Annotated in this window: 16 protein-coding genes, 1 pseudogene and 1 riboswitch; of the genes and pseudogenes, 11 read left to right on the forward strand and 6 right to left on the reverse strand. The window is 46.6% G+C overall.

What is annotated here, in order from left to right; translation table 11 throughout:
- Window positions 1-141: 141 nt before the first annotated feature.
- A riboswitch (cobalamin riboswitch) is annotated at window positions 142-357 on the reverse strand.
- Between the two features lie 81 nt (window positions 358-438).
- From ICN24_RS06860 to ICN24_RS06890, 7 genes are all read left to right on the forward strand, one after another.
- Window positions 439-1056 carry a Crp/Fnr family transcriptional regulator gene (locus tag ICN24_RS06860; protein WP_216222402.1) on the forward strand — a complete coding sequence of 206 codons (618 nt, stop codon included), beginning with the start codon at window positions 439-441 and terminating at the stop codon, window positions 1054-1056.
- Window positions 1057-1259: 203 nt separating this feature from the next.
- Entirely contained in the window at window positions 1260-2969 is a 1710-nt protein-coding gene (gene oxc / locus ICN24_RS06865) for an oxalyl-CoA decarboxylase (RefSeq protein WP_216222404.1), read from the forward strand.
- A gap of 49 nt (window positions 2970-3018) precedes the next feature.
- Complete coding sequence (frc, locus tag ICN24_RS06870; RefSeq protein ID WP_216222406.1) at window positions 3019-4269, forward strand: formyl-CoA transferase; 1251 nt, start codon at window positions 3019-3021, stop codon at window positions 4267-4269.
- 113 nt (window positions 4270-4382) lie between these two features.
- Window positions 4383-4811: a PAS domain S-box protein gene (locus ICN24_RS06875; RefSeq protein ID WP_216222407.1), complete on the forward strand. Its 429-nt coding sequence runs from the start codon at window positions 4383-4385 to the stop codon at window positions 4809-4811.
- A 128-nt stretch (window positions 4812-4939) separates the two neighbouring features.
- Entirely contained in the window at window positions 4940-6187 is a 1248-nt protein-coding gene (gene frc, locus ICN24_RS06880) for a formyl-CoA transferase (protein ID WP_216222408.1), read from the forward strand.
- A gap of 1 nt (window position 6188) precedes the next feature.
- Entirely contained in the window at window positions 6189-7121 is a 933-nt protein-coding gene (locus ICN24_RS06885; RefSeq protein ID WP_216222409.1) for a methionyl-tRNA formyltransferase, read from the forward strand.
- A gap of 8 nt (window positions 7122-7129) precedes the next feature.
- Window positions 7130-7321, forward strand: coding sequence for a hypothetical protein (locus tag ICN24_RS06890; RefSeq protein ID WP_216222410.1), 192 nt, complete (start codon window positions 7130-7132; stop codon window positions 7319-7321).
- Window positions 7322-7339: 18 nt separating this feature from the next.
- Here the strand turns inward: ICN24_RS06890 and panC are convergent, their stop codons facing one another.
- From panC to metG, 4 genes and pseudogenes are all read right to left on the reverse strand, one after another.
- Window positions 7340-8191 carry a pantoate--beta-alanine ligase gene (panC, locus tag ICN24_RS06895; protein WP_216222411.1) on the reverse strand — a complete coding sequence of 284 codons (852 nt, stop codon included), beginning with the start codon at window positions 8189-8191 and terminating at the stop codon, window positions 7340-7342.
- Window positions 8188-9051 carry a ScpA family protein gene (locus ICN24_RS06900; RefSeq protein WP_216222412.1) on the reverse strand — a complete coding sequence of 288 codons (864 nt, stop codon included), beginning with the start codon at window positions 9049-9051 and terminating at the stop codon, window positions 8188-8190. The genes panC and ICN24_RS06900 overlap by 4 nt, the downstream gene beginning before the upstream one ends.
- Window positions 9044-9232 carry a DUF3460 family protein gene (locus tag ICN24_RS06905; RefSeq protein ID WP_216222413.1) on the reverse strand — a complete coding sequence of 63 codons (189 nt, stop codon included), beginning with the start codon at window positions 9230-9232 and terminating at the stop codon, window positions 9044-9046. The genes ICN24_RS06900 and ICN24_RS06905 overlap by 8 nt, the downstream gene beginning before the upstream one ends.
- A 109-nt stretch (window positions 9233-9341) precedes the next feature.
- Window positions 9342-11006 (reverse strand): annotated as a pseudogene (gene metG / locus ICN24_RS06910) (methionine--tRNA ligase); the annotation flags it as partial.
- 143 nt (window positions 11007-11149) lie between these two features.
- On the opposite strand from metG, the gene ICN24_RS06915 reads away from it, so the two are divergent.
- From ICN24_RS06915 to ICN24_RS06930, 4 genes are read left to right on the forward strand one after another with little or no spacing between them, the layout of a single operon-like run.
- Complete coding sequence (locus tag ICN24_RS06915; RefSeq protein ID WP_216222415.1) at window positions 11150-12001, forward strand: formate dehydrogenase accessory sulfurtransferase FdhD; 852 nt, start codon at window positions 11150-11152, stop codon at window positions 11999-12001.
- Between the two features lie 40 nt (window positions 12002-12041).
- The gene (dcd, locus tag ICN24_RS06920; protein ID WP_071464932.1) at window positions 12042-12608 is read left to right on the forward strand and encodes a dCTP deaminase; all 567 of its coding nucleotides are present in this window, start codon (window positions 12042-12044) and stop codon (window positions 12606-12608) included.
- A 13-nt stretch (window positions 12609-12621) separates the two neighbouring features.
- A complete protein-coding gene (locus ICN24_RS06925; RefSeq protein WP_216222417.1) occupies window positions 12622-13536 on the forward strand; it encodes an ion channel in 915 nt (304 codons plus the stop codon).
- Window positions 13533-15800: an arginine/lysine/ornithine decarboxylase gene (locus ICN24_RS06930; protein ID WP_216222418.1), complete on the forward strand. Its 2268-nt coding sequence runs from the start codon at window positions 13533-13535 to the stop codon at window positions 15798-15800. Before ICN24_RS06925 ends, ICN24_RS06930 begins: the two co-directional genes overlap by 4 nt.
- Window positions 15801-15835: 35 nt before the next feature.
- Here the strand turns inward: ICN24_RS06930 and ICN24_RS06935 are convergent, their stop codons facing one another.
- Window positions 15836-17080: a hypothetical protein gene (locus ICN24_RS06935; protein ID WP_216222419.1), complete on the reverse strand. Its 1245-nt coding sequence runs from the start codon at window positions 17078-17080 to the stop codon at window positions 15836-15838.
- Window positions 17081-17112: 32 nt separating this feature from the next.
- On the reverse strand, window positions 17113-17925 hold the full coding sequence (locus tag ICN24_RS06940) for a hypothetical protein (protein WP_216222420.1): 813 nt from the start codon (window positions 17923-17925) through the stop codon (window positions 17113-17115).
- Between the last annotated feature and the right edge of the window lie 77 nt (window positions 17926-18002).

Genomic DNA, 18002 nt, shown 5'->3' on the forward strand with positions numbered 1-18002 from the left:
CAAACTTTCTGTGATCGAATACCCATCTAACTTCCCCGTTAGCTGGGTCGAACAGAATTTTTTGTGCAGGAGCTTAGGCGTCAATTTGGCGTCAGATCGCAAGATAGGGCGCTGTCATCGGCGCGCGAAGATCCCCGTCCGCAAAATTCCACCTGTCTTGGCCGGTATCCGGGCTAGTAAATGTCAGAATCTGGCCTTCCCATGCAAATGACAGCACAGTGGCATTCTCAGATTCCTGACCCCTTTGGATTGCTCCTTAGGAGGTATTTACTTACCGTTGCGGGGGCAGCACACGTTTAGTGTTTCCCGTTTAACTTTATTGCACTGCAATAAAGCACCACGACCTGGCAATTCTAGTCCATCCGGAGGACGCTTTGACCTCAAGTCGGGTTTTTGGTGCAAAAAAGCCTACAATATGAGGTCTAGGATTAAGGATTCATGACCGTATTAGATAAGCATCCCGAAAAAAACCTGATTCGCCTTCAGTTGAGCCAAAACTCCGTGCTGAAAAGCCTTGATGTGGCTGCAATGGCTGAATTGGAGCGCCATTTAGAGATCTCCGACCTTAAGAAATCAGAAATACTGCTGCACCAAGGTGATCACCAAATGGAGCAGTATTTTGTGCTGGACGGAATTCTCAAGCGGATTGTTTCCAGCGCAGATGCCAAAGAGATGATCCTGCGGTTTGCAATCGAAAAAGACATTGAGACCAGCTATGCTGCCTGGCGCCTGAAAACCGCTGCTCCTTACAGTATTGCCTGTGTCACCAAGGCCCGTGTGGCTCGGATGCCCCTCAAAAAATGGGCGGAATTTTTGGAAGAGCACAAGCCCCTCAAAGAAAGCTTTGAGTTTGAGGTAATGCGTCTCATGAGCGAGATCATGGCCCACACCATTACACTCCATATGTTGGACGCTCCCGGTCGTGTAGAGCGCTTTTTGCGCAAGTACGAGGACCTTTTTGAGCTGCTTCCCAAAAAGGAGTTGGCCGCCTACCTCAATCTCTCCCCTGAGACCCTGAGCCGCCTCAAAACCAAGCATAAAGAGCTCTTTATTTAGGCTTGGGTACCCCTGTAATTACAGGATTTAGAGGGAAATTGACCGAAGTCAATGATGAACCCCCACCCCAAGCCTAATATTCATCTCAGCCAAAGCAGGACGTAAAACCTGCAGTGCGATTAATAACTTTATTGGAGACGATAGCGCAAGCTAAATTGCTTTAGCCCTTATCAGGGCCTTTTCGCAATTCACATCAAAAAATTATGACAACAGACAATCAAAACACCCAATTAACAGATGGCTTTCACCTCGTTATTGACGCTCTGAAAGCGAATGACCTCAATACGATTTTCGGTCTGGTTGGTATTCCAATTACTGACTTATGCCGTTTGGCTCAAGCTGAAGGTTTGCGTTTTATTGGCTTCCGTCATGAGCAACACGCTGGTAACGCTGCTGCGATCGCAGGTTACATGACACAAAAGCCTGGTATTTGCATGACCGTTTCTGCGCCAGGCTTCTTGAACGGTTTAACTGCATTGGCTAATGCCACTGTGAACTGTTTTCCAATGATTTTGATTTCTGGTTCAAGCGAACGTGAAATCGTTGACTTGCAACAAGGCGACTACGAAGAGATGGATCAGCTTAATGCTGCTAAACCTTATTGCAAAGCCGCTTATCGTATTAATCATATTGAAGACATCGGCATTGGTTTTGCGCGTGCCATTCGTGCTGCCGTTTCTGGTCGTCCAGGCGGCGTGTATTTAGATTTGCCAGCCCAGCTGCTATCTCAAACCATGCCGGTTGAAGAGGCGAAGAAATCCATCTTCAAGGTAATCGATCCAGTACCACGTCAAATCCCAGCCGCTGATGCGGTAGCGCGTGCATTAGATGTGCTCAAAGGTGCTAAGCGCCCATTGATTCTCCTGGGTAAAGGTGCTGCTTATGCACAGGCTGATAAAGAGATTCGTGATCTGGTTGAAAAATCCGGCATTCCTTACTTGCCTATGTCGATGGCCAAAGGTTTGTTACCAGATAACCACCCACAGTCGGCTTCTGCAGCACGCTCATTTGTATTGGCTGAAGCCGATGCAGTGTTGTTGGTTGGTGCGCGTTTGAACTGGTTGCTTGCACATGGTAAGGGTAAGACTTGGGGTAAAGAGTCTAAGAAATTTATCCAGATCGACATTCAAGCAAATGAAGTGGATAGCAACGTACAAATTGCTGCTCCATTGATTGGTGATGTTGGTTCATGCGTGAGCGAACTCTTGAAGGGTATTGCATCAGTGCCTAAGCCAAGCGCTGAGTGGATTGCTGCAATCAATGAGAAAAAAGATAAGAACATGGCCAAGATGGCCGAAACATTGGCCAAAGAAGCAAGTCCAATGAACTTCCATGGCGCACTGCGTGTAATTCGTGATGTGATCAAGAAGAACCCTGATGTGAACTTAGTAAACGAAGGTGCTAATACCTTGGATTACTGCCGTGCCATCGTCGATATGTACAAACCGCGTAAGCGTTTTGACTCCGGTACTTGGGGCATTATGGGTATTGGTATGGGTTATTCGATTGGTGCGGCGGTCATCAGCGGCCTGCCAACAGTGGCAGTTGAGGGTGATAGCGCGTTTGGCTTTAGCGGCATGGAACTCGAAACCGTTTGCCGTTACAACCTCCCAATCACTACCGTTGTATTTAATAACAACGGCGTATACCGTGGTACCGATAAGAATCCTACTGGCGGTGCTGATGTTGCCCCAACTGTATTCGTAAAAGATGCGCGTTACGACAAGATGATTGAAGCATTTGGTGGAGTGGGTTATTACGTGACTACCCCAGCAGAATTGGAAGCAGCCTTAACAGAAGCAATTGCTGCCGGTAAACCAGCCCTCATCAATGCTGTTATTGATGAAACCGCAGGTACTGAGAGTGGACGTTTAACGAACTTAAACCCATCTACTGCAGCCGCTAAGAAGTAATTCCAGATTAATTTAGAAGCAAACAAGAAAGACTTAAGGAGAAACAAACATGACTAAACCATTAGACGGTATTCGTATTATTGACTTCACACACGTACAAGCAGGTCCTGCATGTACTCAGTTGTTGGCTTGGTATGGCGCAGACGTGATCAAAGTTGAGCGTCCAGGTGCTGGCGACGTTACTCGTAGCCAATTGCGCGACGTTCCAGGCGCTGATGCTTTGTACTTCACAATGCTCAACGGCAATAAGCGTTCATTGACACTCGATACTAAGACTGCCGAAGGTAAGGAAGTTTTAGAGAAGATGATCAAAACTTCAGACGTAATGGTTGAGAACTTTGGTCCTGGAGCCTTGGATCGTATGGGATTCTCTTGGAAGCGTATTCAAGAATTGAACCCAAAGATGATCATGGCTTCTGTAAAAGGCTTTAGCGATGGCCACTCATATGAAGATCTGAAGGTGTATGAGAACGTTGCTCAGTGTGCTGGTGGTGCTGCTTCTACTACTGGTTTCTGGGATGGTCCTCCAACAGTTTCTGCTGCTGCTTTGGGTGACTCTAATACTGGTATGCACTTGGCAATTGGTATTTTGACTGCTTTGATGCAGCGCGCTAAGACTGGTAAAGGTCAAAAAGTATCATGCTCCATGCAAGACGCTGTATTGAACTTGTGCCGCGTGAAGTTGCGCGATCAACAACGTTTGGATAAGGTTGGTTACTTAGAAGAGTATCCACAATACCCACACGGTTCATTCACTGACGTAGTTCCACGTGGCGGTAACGCTGGTGGTGGCGGTCAGCCAGGTTGGGTATTGAAGTGTAAGGGCTGGGAAACTGATCCTAACGCATACATCTACTTCACTATTCAAGGTCACGCTTGGGAGCCAATCACTAAGGCTTTGGGCAAACCAGAATGGGCAACAGATCCTGCTTACATGACTGCAGAAGCTCGTCAAGATAAGATTTTCGATATCTTCGCAACCATTGAAGATTGGCTCAAAGACAAGACTAAGTACGAAGCTGTGGATATCCTCCGCAAGTTCGATATTCCTTGTGCACCAGTTCTCTCTATGAAGGAATTGGCAAACTCACCAGACTTGCGTAAGAGCGGTTCGATTGTTGAAGTTGACCACAAAGTACGTGGCAAGTATTTGACTATCGGCAGCCCAATTAAGTTCTCTGACTTGGAAATCGAAGTGAAGCCATCTCCTGTATTGGGTGAGCACACTGATGAAGTGTTGGCTGATCTCGGTTACAGCGCTGATGACATCGCCAAGTTGCATGCAGCTAAAGCAGTTTAATAACGATAAACATCGCTGTTGATTTGAAGGCGCTCCTAGTGGGCGCCTTTTTTATTCCCTAATAACTGAATGCCTTGTAAAAATTCAGATTAAAACTGCTATAGACTGAACATATGAATACAAATGTCGATTTGCATCAATTAATAGAGTGCGTTGGCGATGCTGTGATTGTTGCCAATGCCAATGAAAAAATTATTTTGTGGAATCCAGCGGCTACTCGCATCTTTGGATATTCAGAGGCCGAGGCCTTGGGTAATACTTTAGATTTAATTGTTCCAGAGCGTCAGCGCCAAAAACACAATGAGGGCTACAGTCACTCAATGCAAACGGGCACCACTCGCTATGGCACTTCTTTATTGAAGGTCCCCGCAAAACATCAAGATGGCAGCACGCTGTCTATTGCCTTTACAGTGGGCATGCTTTTTGACGCAAATCATCAGGCCAATGGAGTAGTGGCGATCATTCGGGATGAGACAGCCCGTTTTGCGGAGGAGCGGGCCCTCAAAAAGCGCCTCTCTGACCTTGAAAACCCCCAGTCCTAGCCGCATATAGTCTCTATAAGGCTTGAATGGAGCCTGTGCCCAAAAATTGGGCATTATCCTTTTTCCAGAATTCCCCGCTGGTAAAATTGCTTCAATTCAAAATTTTCATTCTTATTAGGACTTAAATCATGGCAAAAGCACTAGAAGGGGTCAAAATCCTCGACTTTACGCACGTTCAATCAGGGCCAACCTGTACTCAGTTACTGGCTTGGTTTGGTGCGGATGTGATCAAGGTAGAAAAATCTGGCGAAGGCGATGCAACCCGCGGTCAGTTGCGTGATATTCCGGATGCTGACAGCTTGTATTTCACAATGTTGAACCATAACAAGCGTTCAATCACTGTTAATACCAAAACCCAAAAGGGTAAAGAAATTCTCGAGCGCCTCATTAAAGAGTGCGACGTTCTAGTGGAAAACTTTGCACCTGGCGCGTTAGATCGTATGGGCTTTTCTTGGGAGCGTATTCAAGAACTTAATCCGATGATGATCATGGCCTCTGTGAAGGGTTTTGGTCCTGGACCATACGAAGATTGCAAGGTATATGAGAACGTAGCGCAGTGTGCTGGCGGTTCTGCATCTACTACTGGTTTTGATGATGGGCCTCCAATGGTGACTGGTGCACAAATTGGTGACAGCGGTACTGGCTTGCATTTGGCTCTCGGTATTGTTACGGCTCTGTATCAGCGCACTCACTCTGGTCGCGGTCAAAAAGTATTGGCTGCCATGCAAGATGCTGTATTGAACTTGTGTCGCGTGAAGTTGCGTGACCAGCAGCGCCTTGAGCGCGTTGGCCTCATGCAGGAATATCCACAGTTCCCAAATGGCGAGTTTGGTGACTCTGTACCCCGCGCTGGCAATGCCTCTGGCGGTGGTCAGCCTGGTTGGATTGTTAAATGTAAGGGCTGGGAAACTGATCCTAATGCCTATATGTATGTCATTGTTCAGGCTCCAGTTTGGGAAGCCATCTGCAAAGTGATTGGTCGTGAAGATTGGATTACGGATGTCCGTTTTGCATCCCCAATGGCACGCTTGCCACACTTAATGGAAATTTTCGGTGAGATCGAAAAATGGACCATGACCATGACGAAGTTTGAGGTGATGGATGTATTGAATAAATACGACATCCCATGCGGCCCAATTCTGTCGATGAAAGAAATTGCTGAAGAGCCTGCATTGCGTGCTACTGGGACTGTGGTTGAAGTAGATCACCCAATTCGTGGCAAATACTTAACTGTCGGTAATCCGATTAAGTTATCTGATAGTCCAACGGAAGTAGAACGATCACCATTGTTGGGTGAACATACTGATGAAATTCTCAGTGAGCTTGGTTACTCAACGGATGAGTTGATCGCATTGCGTCACGATAAGGTGATCTAAGATGCGGATTGCGTTGATTGGGAGTGCAGATTTTGGTAAGGCTGCATTAGAGGCCTTTTTGGATCGTGGCGACCAAGTGGTTGCCATTTTCTGCCCACCGGATAATCCCAAGTCAAGCAAGCCTGAGGTTTTAAAAGAAGCTGCGCTCGCAAGGGGATTGAACCCCTTGCAATTTGCCTCCTTAAAGAGCCCGGAAGCCGCTCAGGCCATGATCGATAGCCAAGCGGATATTTGCGTCATGGCTTATGTTTTGCAGTTTGTGCCACAAGAATTAGTCAAAATTCCTAAGCACGGTACGATCCAATATCACCCATCTCTCTTGCCAAAGTATCGTGGCCCAAGCGCAATCAATTGGGCTATCGCATTGGGTGAGGAAAAAACGGGTTTAACTATCTTCCGTCCATCTGATGGCTTGGATGAAGGCGAAGTCATTTTGCAAAAAGAGGTAGCGATTGGTCCTGATGACACATTAGGAAAGATCTACTTTGATCATTTATTCCCGATTGGCATCAAAGCGCTATTAGAGGCTGCTGATTTAGTGGTGGCGGGCAAGCATCAAGAACTGGTTCAAGATGAGTCCCAGGCTAATTACGAAGGTTGGTTTGATACAAACGCCGCACAGATTCATTGGGCAACGCATATCAGTCAGATCTACAACTTGATTCGCGCGTGCAATCCTGCACCAGGTGCTTGGACCAAGTTTGGCGAGCAAAAGGTGCAGATCTATGATTGCCATAAGCACGTGGCTGCAACTTTTGGCGCCGTGCAAGGTAAATCGGGTGAAATTACCAATATCACCTTAGATTCCTTCTTTGTGACCTGCCATGGTGGGCAGATTGAAGTGCTCAAGGCAAAAGGTACTGCTGGTAAGGTGACTGGAGCTGAATTGGCAAAAGAATTAAATCTGCAAGTAGGCCAGTTCTTCGCTCTGTAAATCATTCCATGATGAATGAATCAACTCCATCCTCTGCGGAAAAAGTAGAGAATGCTTCATCCTCAAAGGTGGAAGATTCACAGTTAGATCAAAGTGAGTCTGCATCAGATCAAAAGATTGACCATTCAAGAAATCCTGCGCTGAGTAAGCGCGAAATCATGGAACAGTTATCTCGAGAGCGATTTCCTTGGGATGATTAAACTCCCAAGATAACTTCTTTAAATCTCTAAGTTATCGATTAAGCGAGTGTTGCCAAGCTTGGCTGCGGTGAGGATTACCAAGGACTCGCCAGCCTGCAAATTTTCATTGGAAGCAGGCGCCAAATTGCTTTGCTGACGAATTGCGATGTAGTCTGGTTTCCAGCCACGGCTAGCAAGAGAGGCAACAGCGGCTTTTTCGATCTCGGATAGAGATTGGCTATTACGATCTTTAAGTTGCAGCACACGTTCACGAACTTCTTGCAATGCTCTTTGTAATTGTGGAGCTTCTGCACGCTCTTCTGCAGAGAGATAGCCGTTGCGCGAAGATAGGGCTAAACCATCATCGGCGCGAATGGTTTCACCAGGAATAATCTCAACTGGCAAGGAAAATTGCTTCGCCATTTGGCGAATAATCATGAGCTGTTGGTAATCTTTTTTGCCAAATACGGCTACCTTGGGCTGTACACAAGAAAATAATTTCAAGACAACCGTACAAACACCTTTAAAGAAGCCAGGGCGGAACTCACCTTCCAGGATATCACCCAGTTGCTGCGGTGGATCTACGCGATACTCCTGCGGCTGCGGATAGAGATCTCGCTCGGTAGGTGCAAATAGGATGTAAACCCCTTCCTTTTCCAGCTTCTCGATATCGGCCTGCATGGTGCGTGGGTAGCTATCGAAATCTTCATTAGGGCCAAACTGTAGGCGGTTCACAAAGATGCTGGCAACGACAGGGTCACCATGTTGTCTTGCTAAACGCATGAGGGAGAGGTGACCTTCATGCAAGTTGCCCATGGTTGGGACAAAGGAAGCACGATTTTGCCCGCGCAAGTGATCGCGCAGTTCCTGAATGTCGCTAATAATTTTCATGCAACCGGGGTATAGGCGAGACGCACATAGATTGGCGCATAAGGCTCGGCCTGAGTAATTTCTACCAAGGCTTCGCGAGAGAGTTCCAGCATCGCAATAAAGTTGACGATCACAACGGGAATGCCTTTGCCAGACTTGATGGCATCTTCAAACAACTCTCCAAACTCAACAAAGCGTGTGCTTTGAAGGCGACGCAAAATACGCGTCATAAAGTCACGCACCGAAAGCTCTTCGCGGGTAATCGTATGGTGTTGATTGAGTTTGGCGCGGTGGAGAACATCGCGCCACGCCATTTGCAGGTCATCGAGATTAACCTCTGGCCAAGTGATGGCGACTGTGGTGTCCACAAAGCCATGTGCCACTTGGAAATCGCGACCCTGCTGGGGAATTTGATCCAATTCTTGAGCGGCTAACTTCATGCGCTCATACTCGAGCAAGCGACGTACCAATTCTGCACGTGGATCTTCCACTTCTTCTTCGCTGTCTGCTTTTTTCATTGGCAGCAGCATGCGTGATTTAATTTCAATCAACATTGCGGCCATTAAGAGATATTCGGCAGCTAGCTCAAGATTGTGATGACGAATTTGATCAATGTAGCTCAGGTACTGTTGGGTTACCTGCGCCATTGGAATATCTAAGACATTGAAGTTTTGTTTGCGAATTAAATACAGCAATAAATCGAGAGGGCCTTCAAAGGCCTCCAGAAAAACTTCTAAAGCATCGGGTGGGATGTAAAGATCGGTAGGGAGCTTAAAAAGTGGCTCACCATACAACTTGGCAAATGCTGACGACATCCCATCGGTAACCGACGGGGTGCTGTCGAGCAAATCTGACATTGGCTGAGTGTTTGGCTCAGTCATTCGAATAAACGTAGGCGCGTTGCTTTAATTTGGCGGCCTTGGCGCGACGTTGGTCTTCAACGCTCAATGGCTCCTTGTCCCAGAGTAGGGCGCGACCCGCTTGTTGGTCAGCCTCAAGATGGGGTTTCTCGGACTTCAGTTCGCCTAAGAACTGGGTGAATTCTGATTGATATCTTGCCATGGCATTTCCTAAAATACTCAATAAATTCAATAACCTATGAAATTAATTCGAAAAGTTATCGAGGGACTACACCTGTCATTATAGGTGCTTTTTAGCCCCTTTTTTACAAGTTTGCGGCCAGCAAAGCCTCAATTTGAGGGGCTTCTACGCGGGTCATTAGGTGCTTGTATGGCTGGATAGGATTCTTGCTGGAAAGCGGGGTATTGATGTCATGCCAGCCAAGGCTTGGCAATGAGAGGAATTGCTCCACACCTGCAGCGACCTGAGGAATAACCGGCTTGAGGTACAGCGTCAGCATGCGGAAGGCCTCTAAGGTAACGCTACAGACCCGCTGAAGGTCAGCCTCTCGTGCAGGATCTTTAGCAATTTCCCAAGGCTTGTTTTCATCCACAAAGCCGTTGACCTTATCGGCGAGCTCCATCACGGTACGCAGTGCTTTCGCAAATTCTCGCCCTTCATAGAGCTCTGCAATTTTTTCGCTGGCTGATGCAATTTCTTTCAGGAGAGGATGATTCATGGCTTCATCAGAAACCACGCCACCAAATCGCTTGACTAAGAAACCAGCACTGCGGCTTGCGATGTTGATGTACTTTCCTAAAAGGTCGCTATTGACGCGTGCGACGAAGTCTTGAAGATTTAAATCTAAATCTTCCATGCTGTCATTTAATTTAGTCGCAAAGTAATAGCGGAACCACTCTGGATTAAAGCCGCACTCGATGACGCTGTTGGCGGAAATTAATGTGCCACGAGATTTACTCATCTTCTCGCCATCCACCGTTAAGAAGCCGTGGGCAAATACATTGGTGGGCGTGCGGTAGCCGGCAAATTGCAAAGTCGCAGGCCAAAATAAGGTATGGAAATACAAAATATCTTTACCGATGAAATGGTATTGCTCGGTAGTGGTATCTGGCTTTACCCACTCATCAAAATTGAGGCCCTTAGCCTGGCAGTAATTTAGGAAGCTGGCATAGTAACCAATTGGGGCATCCAGCCATACATAGAAGTATTTACCAGGGGCATCGGGGATTTCAAAGCCAAAGTATGGGGCATCGCGGGAGATATCCCAGTCGCCTAACTTGCTCTCGCCAGGTTCGCCAACCCATTCCTTCATTTTGTTGCGCGCTTCAGATTGCAGCGGTGTTTTGACTTGAGTCCACTCGCGCAAGAATGCTTCACATCGGGGGTCAGATAACTTAAAGAAATAGTGATCCGAGATCTTTTTAATCGGTGTTGCTCCACTCACTACCGAGAAGGGATTCTTTAGATCGGTAGGGGAATATGTTGCCCCACATTTTTCACAGTTATCACCATATTGATCTTTGGCGCCACATTTCGGGCATTCGCCTTTGATAAAGCGATCAGGTAAAAACATTTCTTTAACAGGATCGTAAGCTTGCTCAATCGCGCGCTTTTCAATTAAACCTGCATCCCGTAGTTTGAGATAAATACTTTGTGCCAGTTTTTCATTCTCAGGGCTATCTGTGGTGTAGTAGTTGTCAAATGAAATGAGGAAGTTGTCAAAGTCGCGCTTGTGCTCTTTCCACACATTTGCAATTAACTCTTTAGGCGTAAGACCTTCTTTTTCAGCGCGCAACATGATCGGCGTGCCATGAGTGTCATCAGCGCCAACATAGTGAACCTCGTGACCCCGCATTCTTTGGAAGCGCACCCAAATATCTGTCTGAACGTACTCCACCAAATGGCCGATGTGGATCTGACCATTGGCATAAGGAAGGGCGGAGGTAACTAGAAGGCGACGCTGCGGGCTGCTCATGTAAAGCGGACTTAAATAAAAAGGTTAATTTAGGGACAATCCACAATTATGCTGGCTTGAGCAGTGATTTTAGTCTGCGGTTAAAGTAAACACCCAATAAGACTCGATAAAATCCTGCTAAACCCCATTTTAGAAAGCGCCGCATGTTATCCCAGGCAGTCAAGCCCCATATTCAGATGTCCAATGCCTCAGTGCCTCTGGTGCACGAGGTAGAGACCATGGATGAGGCCGGGCGTTTAAAGAAGGCCTATATCCCTGGGGAACGGCCTTTAACTATTTACCTGGACAAGCGTGAAGTAGTCACCTTGATGACGCTGGGAAGCGCCCCTGAGGCCTTGGTATTGGGTTACCTCCGTAACCAGCGATTGGTAGAGTCACCTGATGACATCGAAAGTATTCAGGTGGATTGGGAGACTGATTCTGCGGCTGTAAAAACCCGTCGTAGCACGGTAGATATTGATGCCTTAACAAGCAAGCGGGTAGTAACCACCGGCTGCGGTCAGGGGACCATGTTTGGTGGCCTGATGGAGGAGATGTCAGAAATTAAGCTGCCAGATGGCCCTCAGCTGTCCCAAGAGGCCATCGTTGCCTTGGTAGAGGCGATCCGGACCCATGACACTATTTATAAAAAGTCCGGCTCCGTTCACGCTTGTGCAGTTTTTGAGCGAGAGGGCGAGGCTGGTGTTCGACTGCTCCATTTCATTGAAGACGTAGGCCGCCATAATGCAGTCGACTCGATTTCAGGGTTGATGTGGCTGGCCAATAAGCCGGGCAAAGATTTGGTGTTCTTTACCACCGGACGGCTGACCTCAGAGATGGTCATCAAAGGTGCCCAAATGGGAATTCCGTTTCTGTTGACCCGCTCTGGTGTCACGCTCATGGGGCTGGAATTGGCCCGCAAAACCAATCTGACAATCCTCTCACGTTGTTCTGGAAAACACTTCGAAATCTATAACGCCCCCGAACGGGTGGTTTTTAGCCAAAACACCCAATAAATTGGTGGGCAGGGCCTAGCGAAGGTTTTACAATTCGGCCATGACTATTAAATCTGACCACTGGATCCGCCGCATGGGCGAGCAAGGCATGATCAGCCCATTTGAACCTGGGCAAGTTCGCCAAGATGCCGCCGGCAACAAAATCGTAAGTTATGGCACCTCAAGCTACGGCTATGACATTCGTTGTGCTGATGAATTTAAGATTTTTACCAACATCAACAGCACCATTGTTGACCCGAAGAATTTTGACGAGCAATCCTTCGTGGATTTCAAGGGTGACGTTTGTATCATTCCTCCCAATTCATTTGCTTTAGCAAGAACGGTGGAGTACTTTAAGATTCCACGTAGCGTTTTAACGGTTTGCGTTGGTAAGAGCACCTATGCACGCTGCGGCATTATTGTGAACGTCACTCCATTCGAGCCAGAGTGGGAAGGTTATGTCACCTTAGAGTTTTCCAATACCACTCCATTGCCTGCAAAGATTTATGCAGGTGAGGGTTGTGCGCAGGTACTCTTCTTTGAGAGCGATGAAGTTTGCGGTACATCTTATAAAGATCGCGGTGGTAAGTACCAAGGTCAGCGGGGCGTAACCCTGCCCAAGACCTAAGTCTTTCACGGTAGTGGATAAACTTCATTTTGGTCGCCGCCCAGAGCGGATTAATCTTGATGAATATCGCGCAACCCTGACGCGCTCAGCGGTAGCGCGTCCAGAAAACAATTTCTACCATTGGTTGCTTGGCACAACCTGGTCCAAGTTTTTACTCTTGGTCATTTGTGTTTACCTGGGAACCAATCTGTTATTCGCCTTTGCTTATCTGGCTTGTGGGCCAGGGGCAATTACGAACACTAAACCGGGTTCTTTAATTGATGTGTTCTATTTCAGTGTCCAGACGATGGCAACCATTGGTTATGGGCAAATGACACCAGTTGGTCATTGGCCCAACTCAATCGTTACTTTTGAAGCCTTTTTTGGCATTGTGTATTCAGCCCTGACAACGGGTTTGGCCTTTGCTCGTTTCACGAGACCTACTGCCGGCGTACGTTTTACAAAGGTAGCAGTAGTTGGTAATCACGATGGCGTGAAGACGCTGAAATTTAGAGTGGCTAATGATCGTAGTTCACATATTGTTGAGGCGCAATTACGCTTGTGGTTGATTGCCGAGAGCATGACTAGTGAAGGTGAGCGCTATCGCAGATCGGTAGAGTTGCCCTTGCATCGTTCTGAGAGTCCGGTCTTTTCATTGACTTGGACAGCTATGCACAGCGTTGATGAGGCTAGCCCCTTAAATGAGTTCTTGGGTAAAGCCTCTCTGAATGGACATTGGCATCTCCTGATTACCTTTACCGGCTATCACGAAAGCTTAGCAAACCAGGTTTATGCTCGCCATGTTTACTTGCCAAGAGATGTGCAGCAAAATGCGACATTTGTCGATATAGTCACGGTTTTGCCAGATGGTGGCCGGGTCATTGACCTAGCCAATTTTGAGAAGTGGGTTCCGAATACGTCGGACAAGATAGCAGGGGAGTATTTATGAAATTTCGTTTCCCAATCATCATTATTGATGAGGACTTCCGTTCCGAGAATATCTCGGGTTCTGGTATTCGCGACCTCGCCGAGGCAATTGAAAATGAAGGCATGGAAGTCATTGGCTTAACGAGCTATGGTGATCTGACTTCTTTTGCTCAGCAAGCATCCCGTGCCTCCTCTTTTATCGTATCGATTGACGATGAAGAGTTTGTATCTGATTCTGAAGATCATGATTTGCCAGCGCTCAATAATTTACGTGCCTTTATCACTGAGGTACGTAAGCGCAATGAAGATATTCCAATCTTCTTGTATGGCGAGACCCGCACCTCACGCCATATGCCAAATGATATTTTGCGTGAGCTGCACGGCTTCATTCATATGAATGAGGATACCCCTGAATTTGTAGCGCGTCATATTATTCGCGAGGCGAAGGTTTACCTGGACTCATTGGCACCACCATTCTTCCGCGCTCTAACAAATTACGCTTCAGAAGGTTCATATTCTTGGCATTGCCCCGGACACTCTGGTGGTGTAGCTTTCCTCAAGAGCCCAGTAGGTCGAATGTTTCATCAATTCTTTGGCGAGAATATGTTGCGTGCCGACGTCTGTAATGCCGTGGAAGAGTTAGGTCAATTACTAGACCACACTGGTCCAGTGCTTCAGAGTGAGCGTAATGCCGCCCGTATCTTTAATGCAGATCACTTGTTCTTCGTTACGAACGGCACATCTACCTCTAATAAGATTGTTTGGCACTCGACTGTTGCGCCTGGCGACGTTGTCTTGGTAGATCGTAATTGTCATAAGTCAGTGATCCACTCCATCACCATGATGGGTGCAATTCCTATTTTCTTAATGCCTACACGCAATCATTTAGGCATCATCGGTCCCATTCCGAAAGAAGAGTTTGAGTGGAAAAATATTCAGAAAAAAATTGACGCCAATCCATTTATTAAGGATAAGAACGTCGTACCACGCGTAATGACACTTACCCAGAGCACGTACGATGGCATTGTGTACAACGTTGAGATGATTAAAGAAATGCTTGACGGTAAGGTGGACTCATTGCATTTTGATGAGGCTTGGTTGCCGCATGCAGCATTCCATCCGTTTTACAAGGACATGCATGCGATCGGCTCTGATCGTAAGCGCACCAAGAAGAGCTTGATGTTTGCGACTCAGTCCACTCACAAGTTGCTGGCTGGCTTATCTCAAGCTTCCCAGGTCTTAGTCCAGGATGCAGAAGATACTAAGTTGGATCGTGATTGCTTTAATGAGGCCTATTTGATGCATACCTCAACGAGCCCGCAATATGCCATCATTGCTTCTTGTGACGTCTCTGCAGCCATGATGGAGTCGCCGGGCGGCACTACCTTGGTTGAGGAGTCAATCGCCGAGGCAATGGACTTCCGACGCGCAATGCGCGAGGTAGATGATAAGTTTGGTTCGGATTGGTGGTTCAAGGTTTGGGGCCCAGATCACTTAGCTGAAGAAGGTATTGGCGAACGTTCTGATTGGGTCTTGGAGCCCAATGCAAGCTGGCATGACTTTGGCAAATTGGCCAAAGACTTCAACATGCTCGATCCTATTAAAGCAACTGTAGTGACCCCTGGCCTAGATATCGAAGGTAATTTCGGTTCTATGGGCATCCCAGCGAGCATCGTCACGAAATACCTAGCAGAGCATGGGGTGATCGTAGAGAAGTGCGGTCTGTATTCCTTCTTCATTATGTTTACCATCGGCATTACTAAGGGCCGTTGGAACACCTTGGTGACTGAGTTGCAACAGTTCAAAGATCATTTTGATAAAAATGCGCCACTCTGGAAGGTATTGCCAGAGTTTGTCGCAAAGCACCCGCGCTATGAGCGTGTGGGACTCAAGGATATTTGCCAGCAAATTCATGAGTTCTATAAGAGCCGAGATGTAGCACGCATGACGACAGAGATGTATACCTCCGATATGGAGCCAGCCATGATGCCTTCCGAAGCATGGGCAAAAATGGCACACAAACAGGTTGATCGTGTGCCGCTAGATCAGTTGGATGGACGGGTAACAGCCATGTTGGTGACGCCTTACCCGCCAGGTATCCCGCTATTGATTCCTGGAGAGCGTTTCAATAAACGCATCGTGGACTATCTCTACTTTGCTCGAGACTTTAATGAAAAGTTCCCAGGCTTTGAGACGGATATTCATGGGCTTGTCAAAACGAGTGTTGATGGCAAAAGCGAGTATTACGTTGACTGCGTTAGGCAAGAACGCGATATCACTCTGTAAATAAATAAGGCCCCTAGGGGCCTTATTTATTGGGTCTACTTCAATAGCACCGAGGGTGATGCCGGAATGCTTCCTGGAATCTTTTGCAATGACATAAGCTGTGACAGTAGCTTAATTGTCAGTGGCGAGTACCCATTTTCTTCGCTGGGAATGCTATAAGTAAATCCATCTAAGCTCTCAATAATGGAAAAAGGTTTTTGAGTAGGCTTATCTTTGTTTACAACCAGGAGGGCATATTTATTTATCTCGCTGCGGTTATCGTTAAAGGTTGTTGGGGTTGGTGGTAGCTTTAGTAAAAATGGTTGTTGGGCCAATTGAGCCTTAACTACTTGCCCTAAAAACTCAAAAATATTGTTGGTCGAGCGAATCCGAACCAATAGCTTTGGCTGATTCTTCTTGGCAGGATTCTGTTTGCTGATTTGCTCGGCTAAGGTTTCTTGGCAATAGATACCAGGGAAGTATTGTTGGGCAACATAGTTTTCGTACTTATTCTTTTGAACGCACAGTTTGTATTGCTTTGAAACTTGAACGGGTTGAAATAAGTACGGCTGAGGCCCATCTACTTTCTGTAGAGCAATACCAGATTCCTTCAAAAATTCTAATCCCTTTTCCCCAAATTTAGGCCGCAAATGATCAATGGTAGTTGGGGGCCCAATTTTTTGTGAAGTATCAATTAGGGCAGCCTCAAAGCCATCGGCGATAAGCTCATAGAGATGCTTCTGAAATTGCGCGTAATCAGGCCTCAAGGGGTTGTTGATGAAGGTTTCCTGAGACCCATTTGGATGTATTACCTGAATTTGATCAATCACAATAGTTAGGGCAACCTCTTTGGGAATGTGATTATGTTCAAAATATTTCACCGTCTCCACGGGAAGTTCGTTGAGATAGCCTTTCCAAAAAACGGCATTATCTAAAGAGGATTGTGTGAAATTAAAGTTATTGTTTAGGTTAAGTGAGGTACTCGGAGTTGCATAGGAGAGGCCACCTTGGATCACGTTATAGCTAGCGTTGTAAGGAATAGCACCGCCAGTAAATAATGCGCCGACAGAAGAGCTCACGCCAATCGATCCCGAGCCATTAATGGTTGGCATATCCAAGAAGCTTACAGGGCGGTTTTCAGAAGCGCGCAATATATTCTGAAAAATCATATTAATTTGATATTGCTCAAGCGTATTTGCGTATTTGGCAGACATCTGACCAAAATCGGGGGTCATGGGAGAGCCGCAGGCGCAGAGAATCAATGCGCTCAAAATCATTGGCACATATTTACAAGACTTCATTAATTTCTTCATATTATTTTTTGTGGATGCAATTAAGGGGGGCTACTAGCCGCCCCATAGAGACGCTGAATGCGCAAGAGATCCACGTTCACTGCTTCATAAGAAAACAATTGATTTGGAAATTCCAAGGTAAAAATGACAAATAAGGAAAAACCCATTAAGGCAAGATAAATGGCGGTCAAGAACCAATCCTCTTCTTTGTGGACAGCCATGGTATAGCCGCTTAATAAGGAGCCAACACAGAGAAGGACCAGTAGGCAGCGCTCAATAATAGCTGGTGGATGGGCTTTGGCTGCCAGAGCGCCATCCTCAAATGCTTGAACCATCTCGCCCAATTGGATAGCCAATATTTTATTTGCATAATTTTGAGTGGCTACAGGTGCTCTTGCAATTGCGGAGATGATGACTTCATTGGTGGCGCTGACTTGATTGTTCAGGGCTTCTAGGTGGCTGTCTAACTCTTGCTCGGTATCCACATTGATAAATGTTTTTAGTCTGGTTTCGATTAGCTTATCCAATGCCTTTTTGGCCACAATTTGATCTTGTGGCAATAAATATTTTGTAGACTGATAAACGCGCTCGATCGAGTAGGCCTCAGCTCTGTTCACGCCGATGCGTTTAGTAAAGTGATCATTTGCGCTTGAAAATGTAAAGCCCAAAACGAGGGCAGAGAGACCAAAGATAGAGGCTGCCAGGGAATCTCGGACAATGACCGTGCCATTGTGCTTCAGTCGATATCTCCCATGTAGCCAGCCAATCACCAAGAACAACACGATTGCTGTAAAGAAAAATAAGGGTAGAAACTTAATAAAGGATAAATGATTGAGCATTAAATAATTTGACATATCAAATTCTTATCAGTTGTTAGGTCTGGGAACGGTAAAAAGTCTTTGTATCGTAGACGTTTCTGGCTAGTAGCGGG

It is taken from the genome of Polynucleobacter sp. UK-Kesae-W10 (genome assembly GCF_018881575.1).
Taxonomy (GTDB): domain Bacteria; phylum Pseudomonadota; class Gammaproteobacteria; order Burkholderiales; family Burkholderiaceae; genus Polynucleobacter.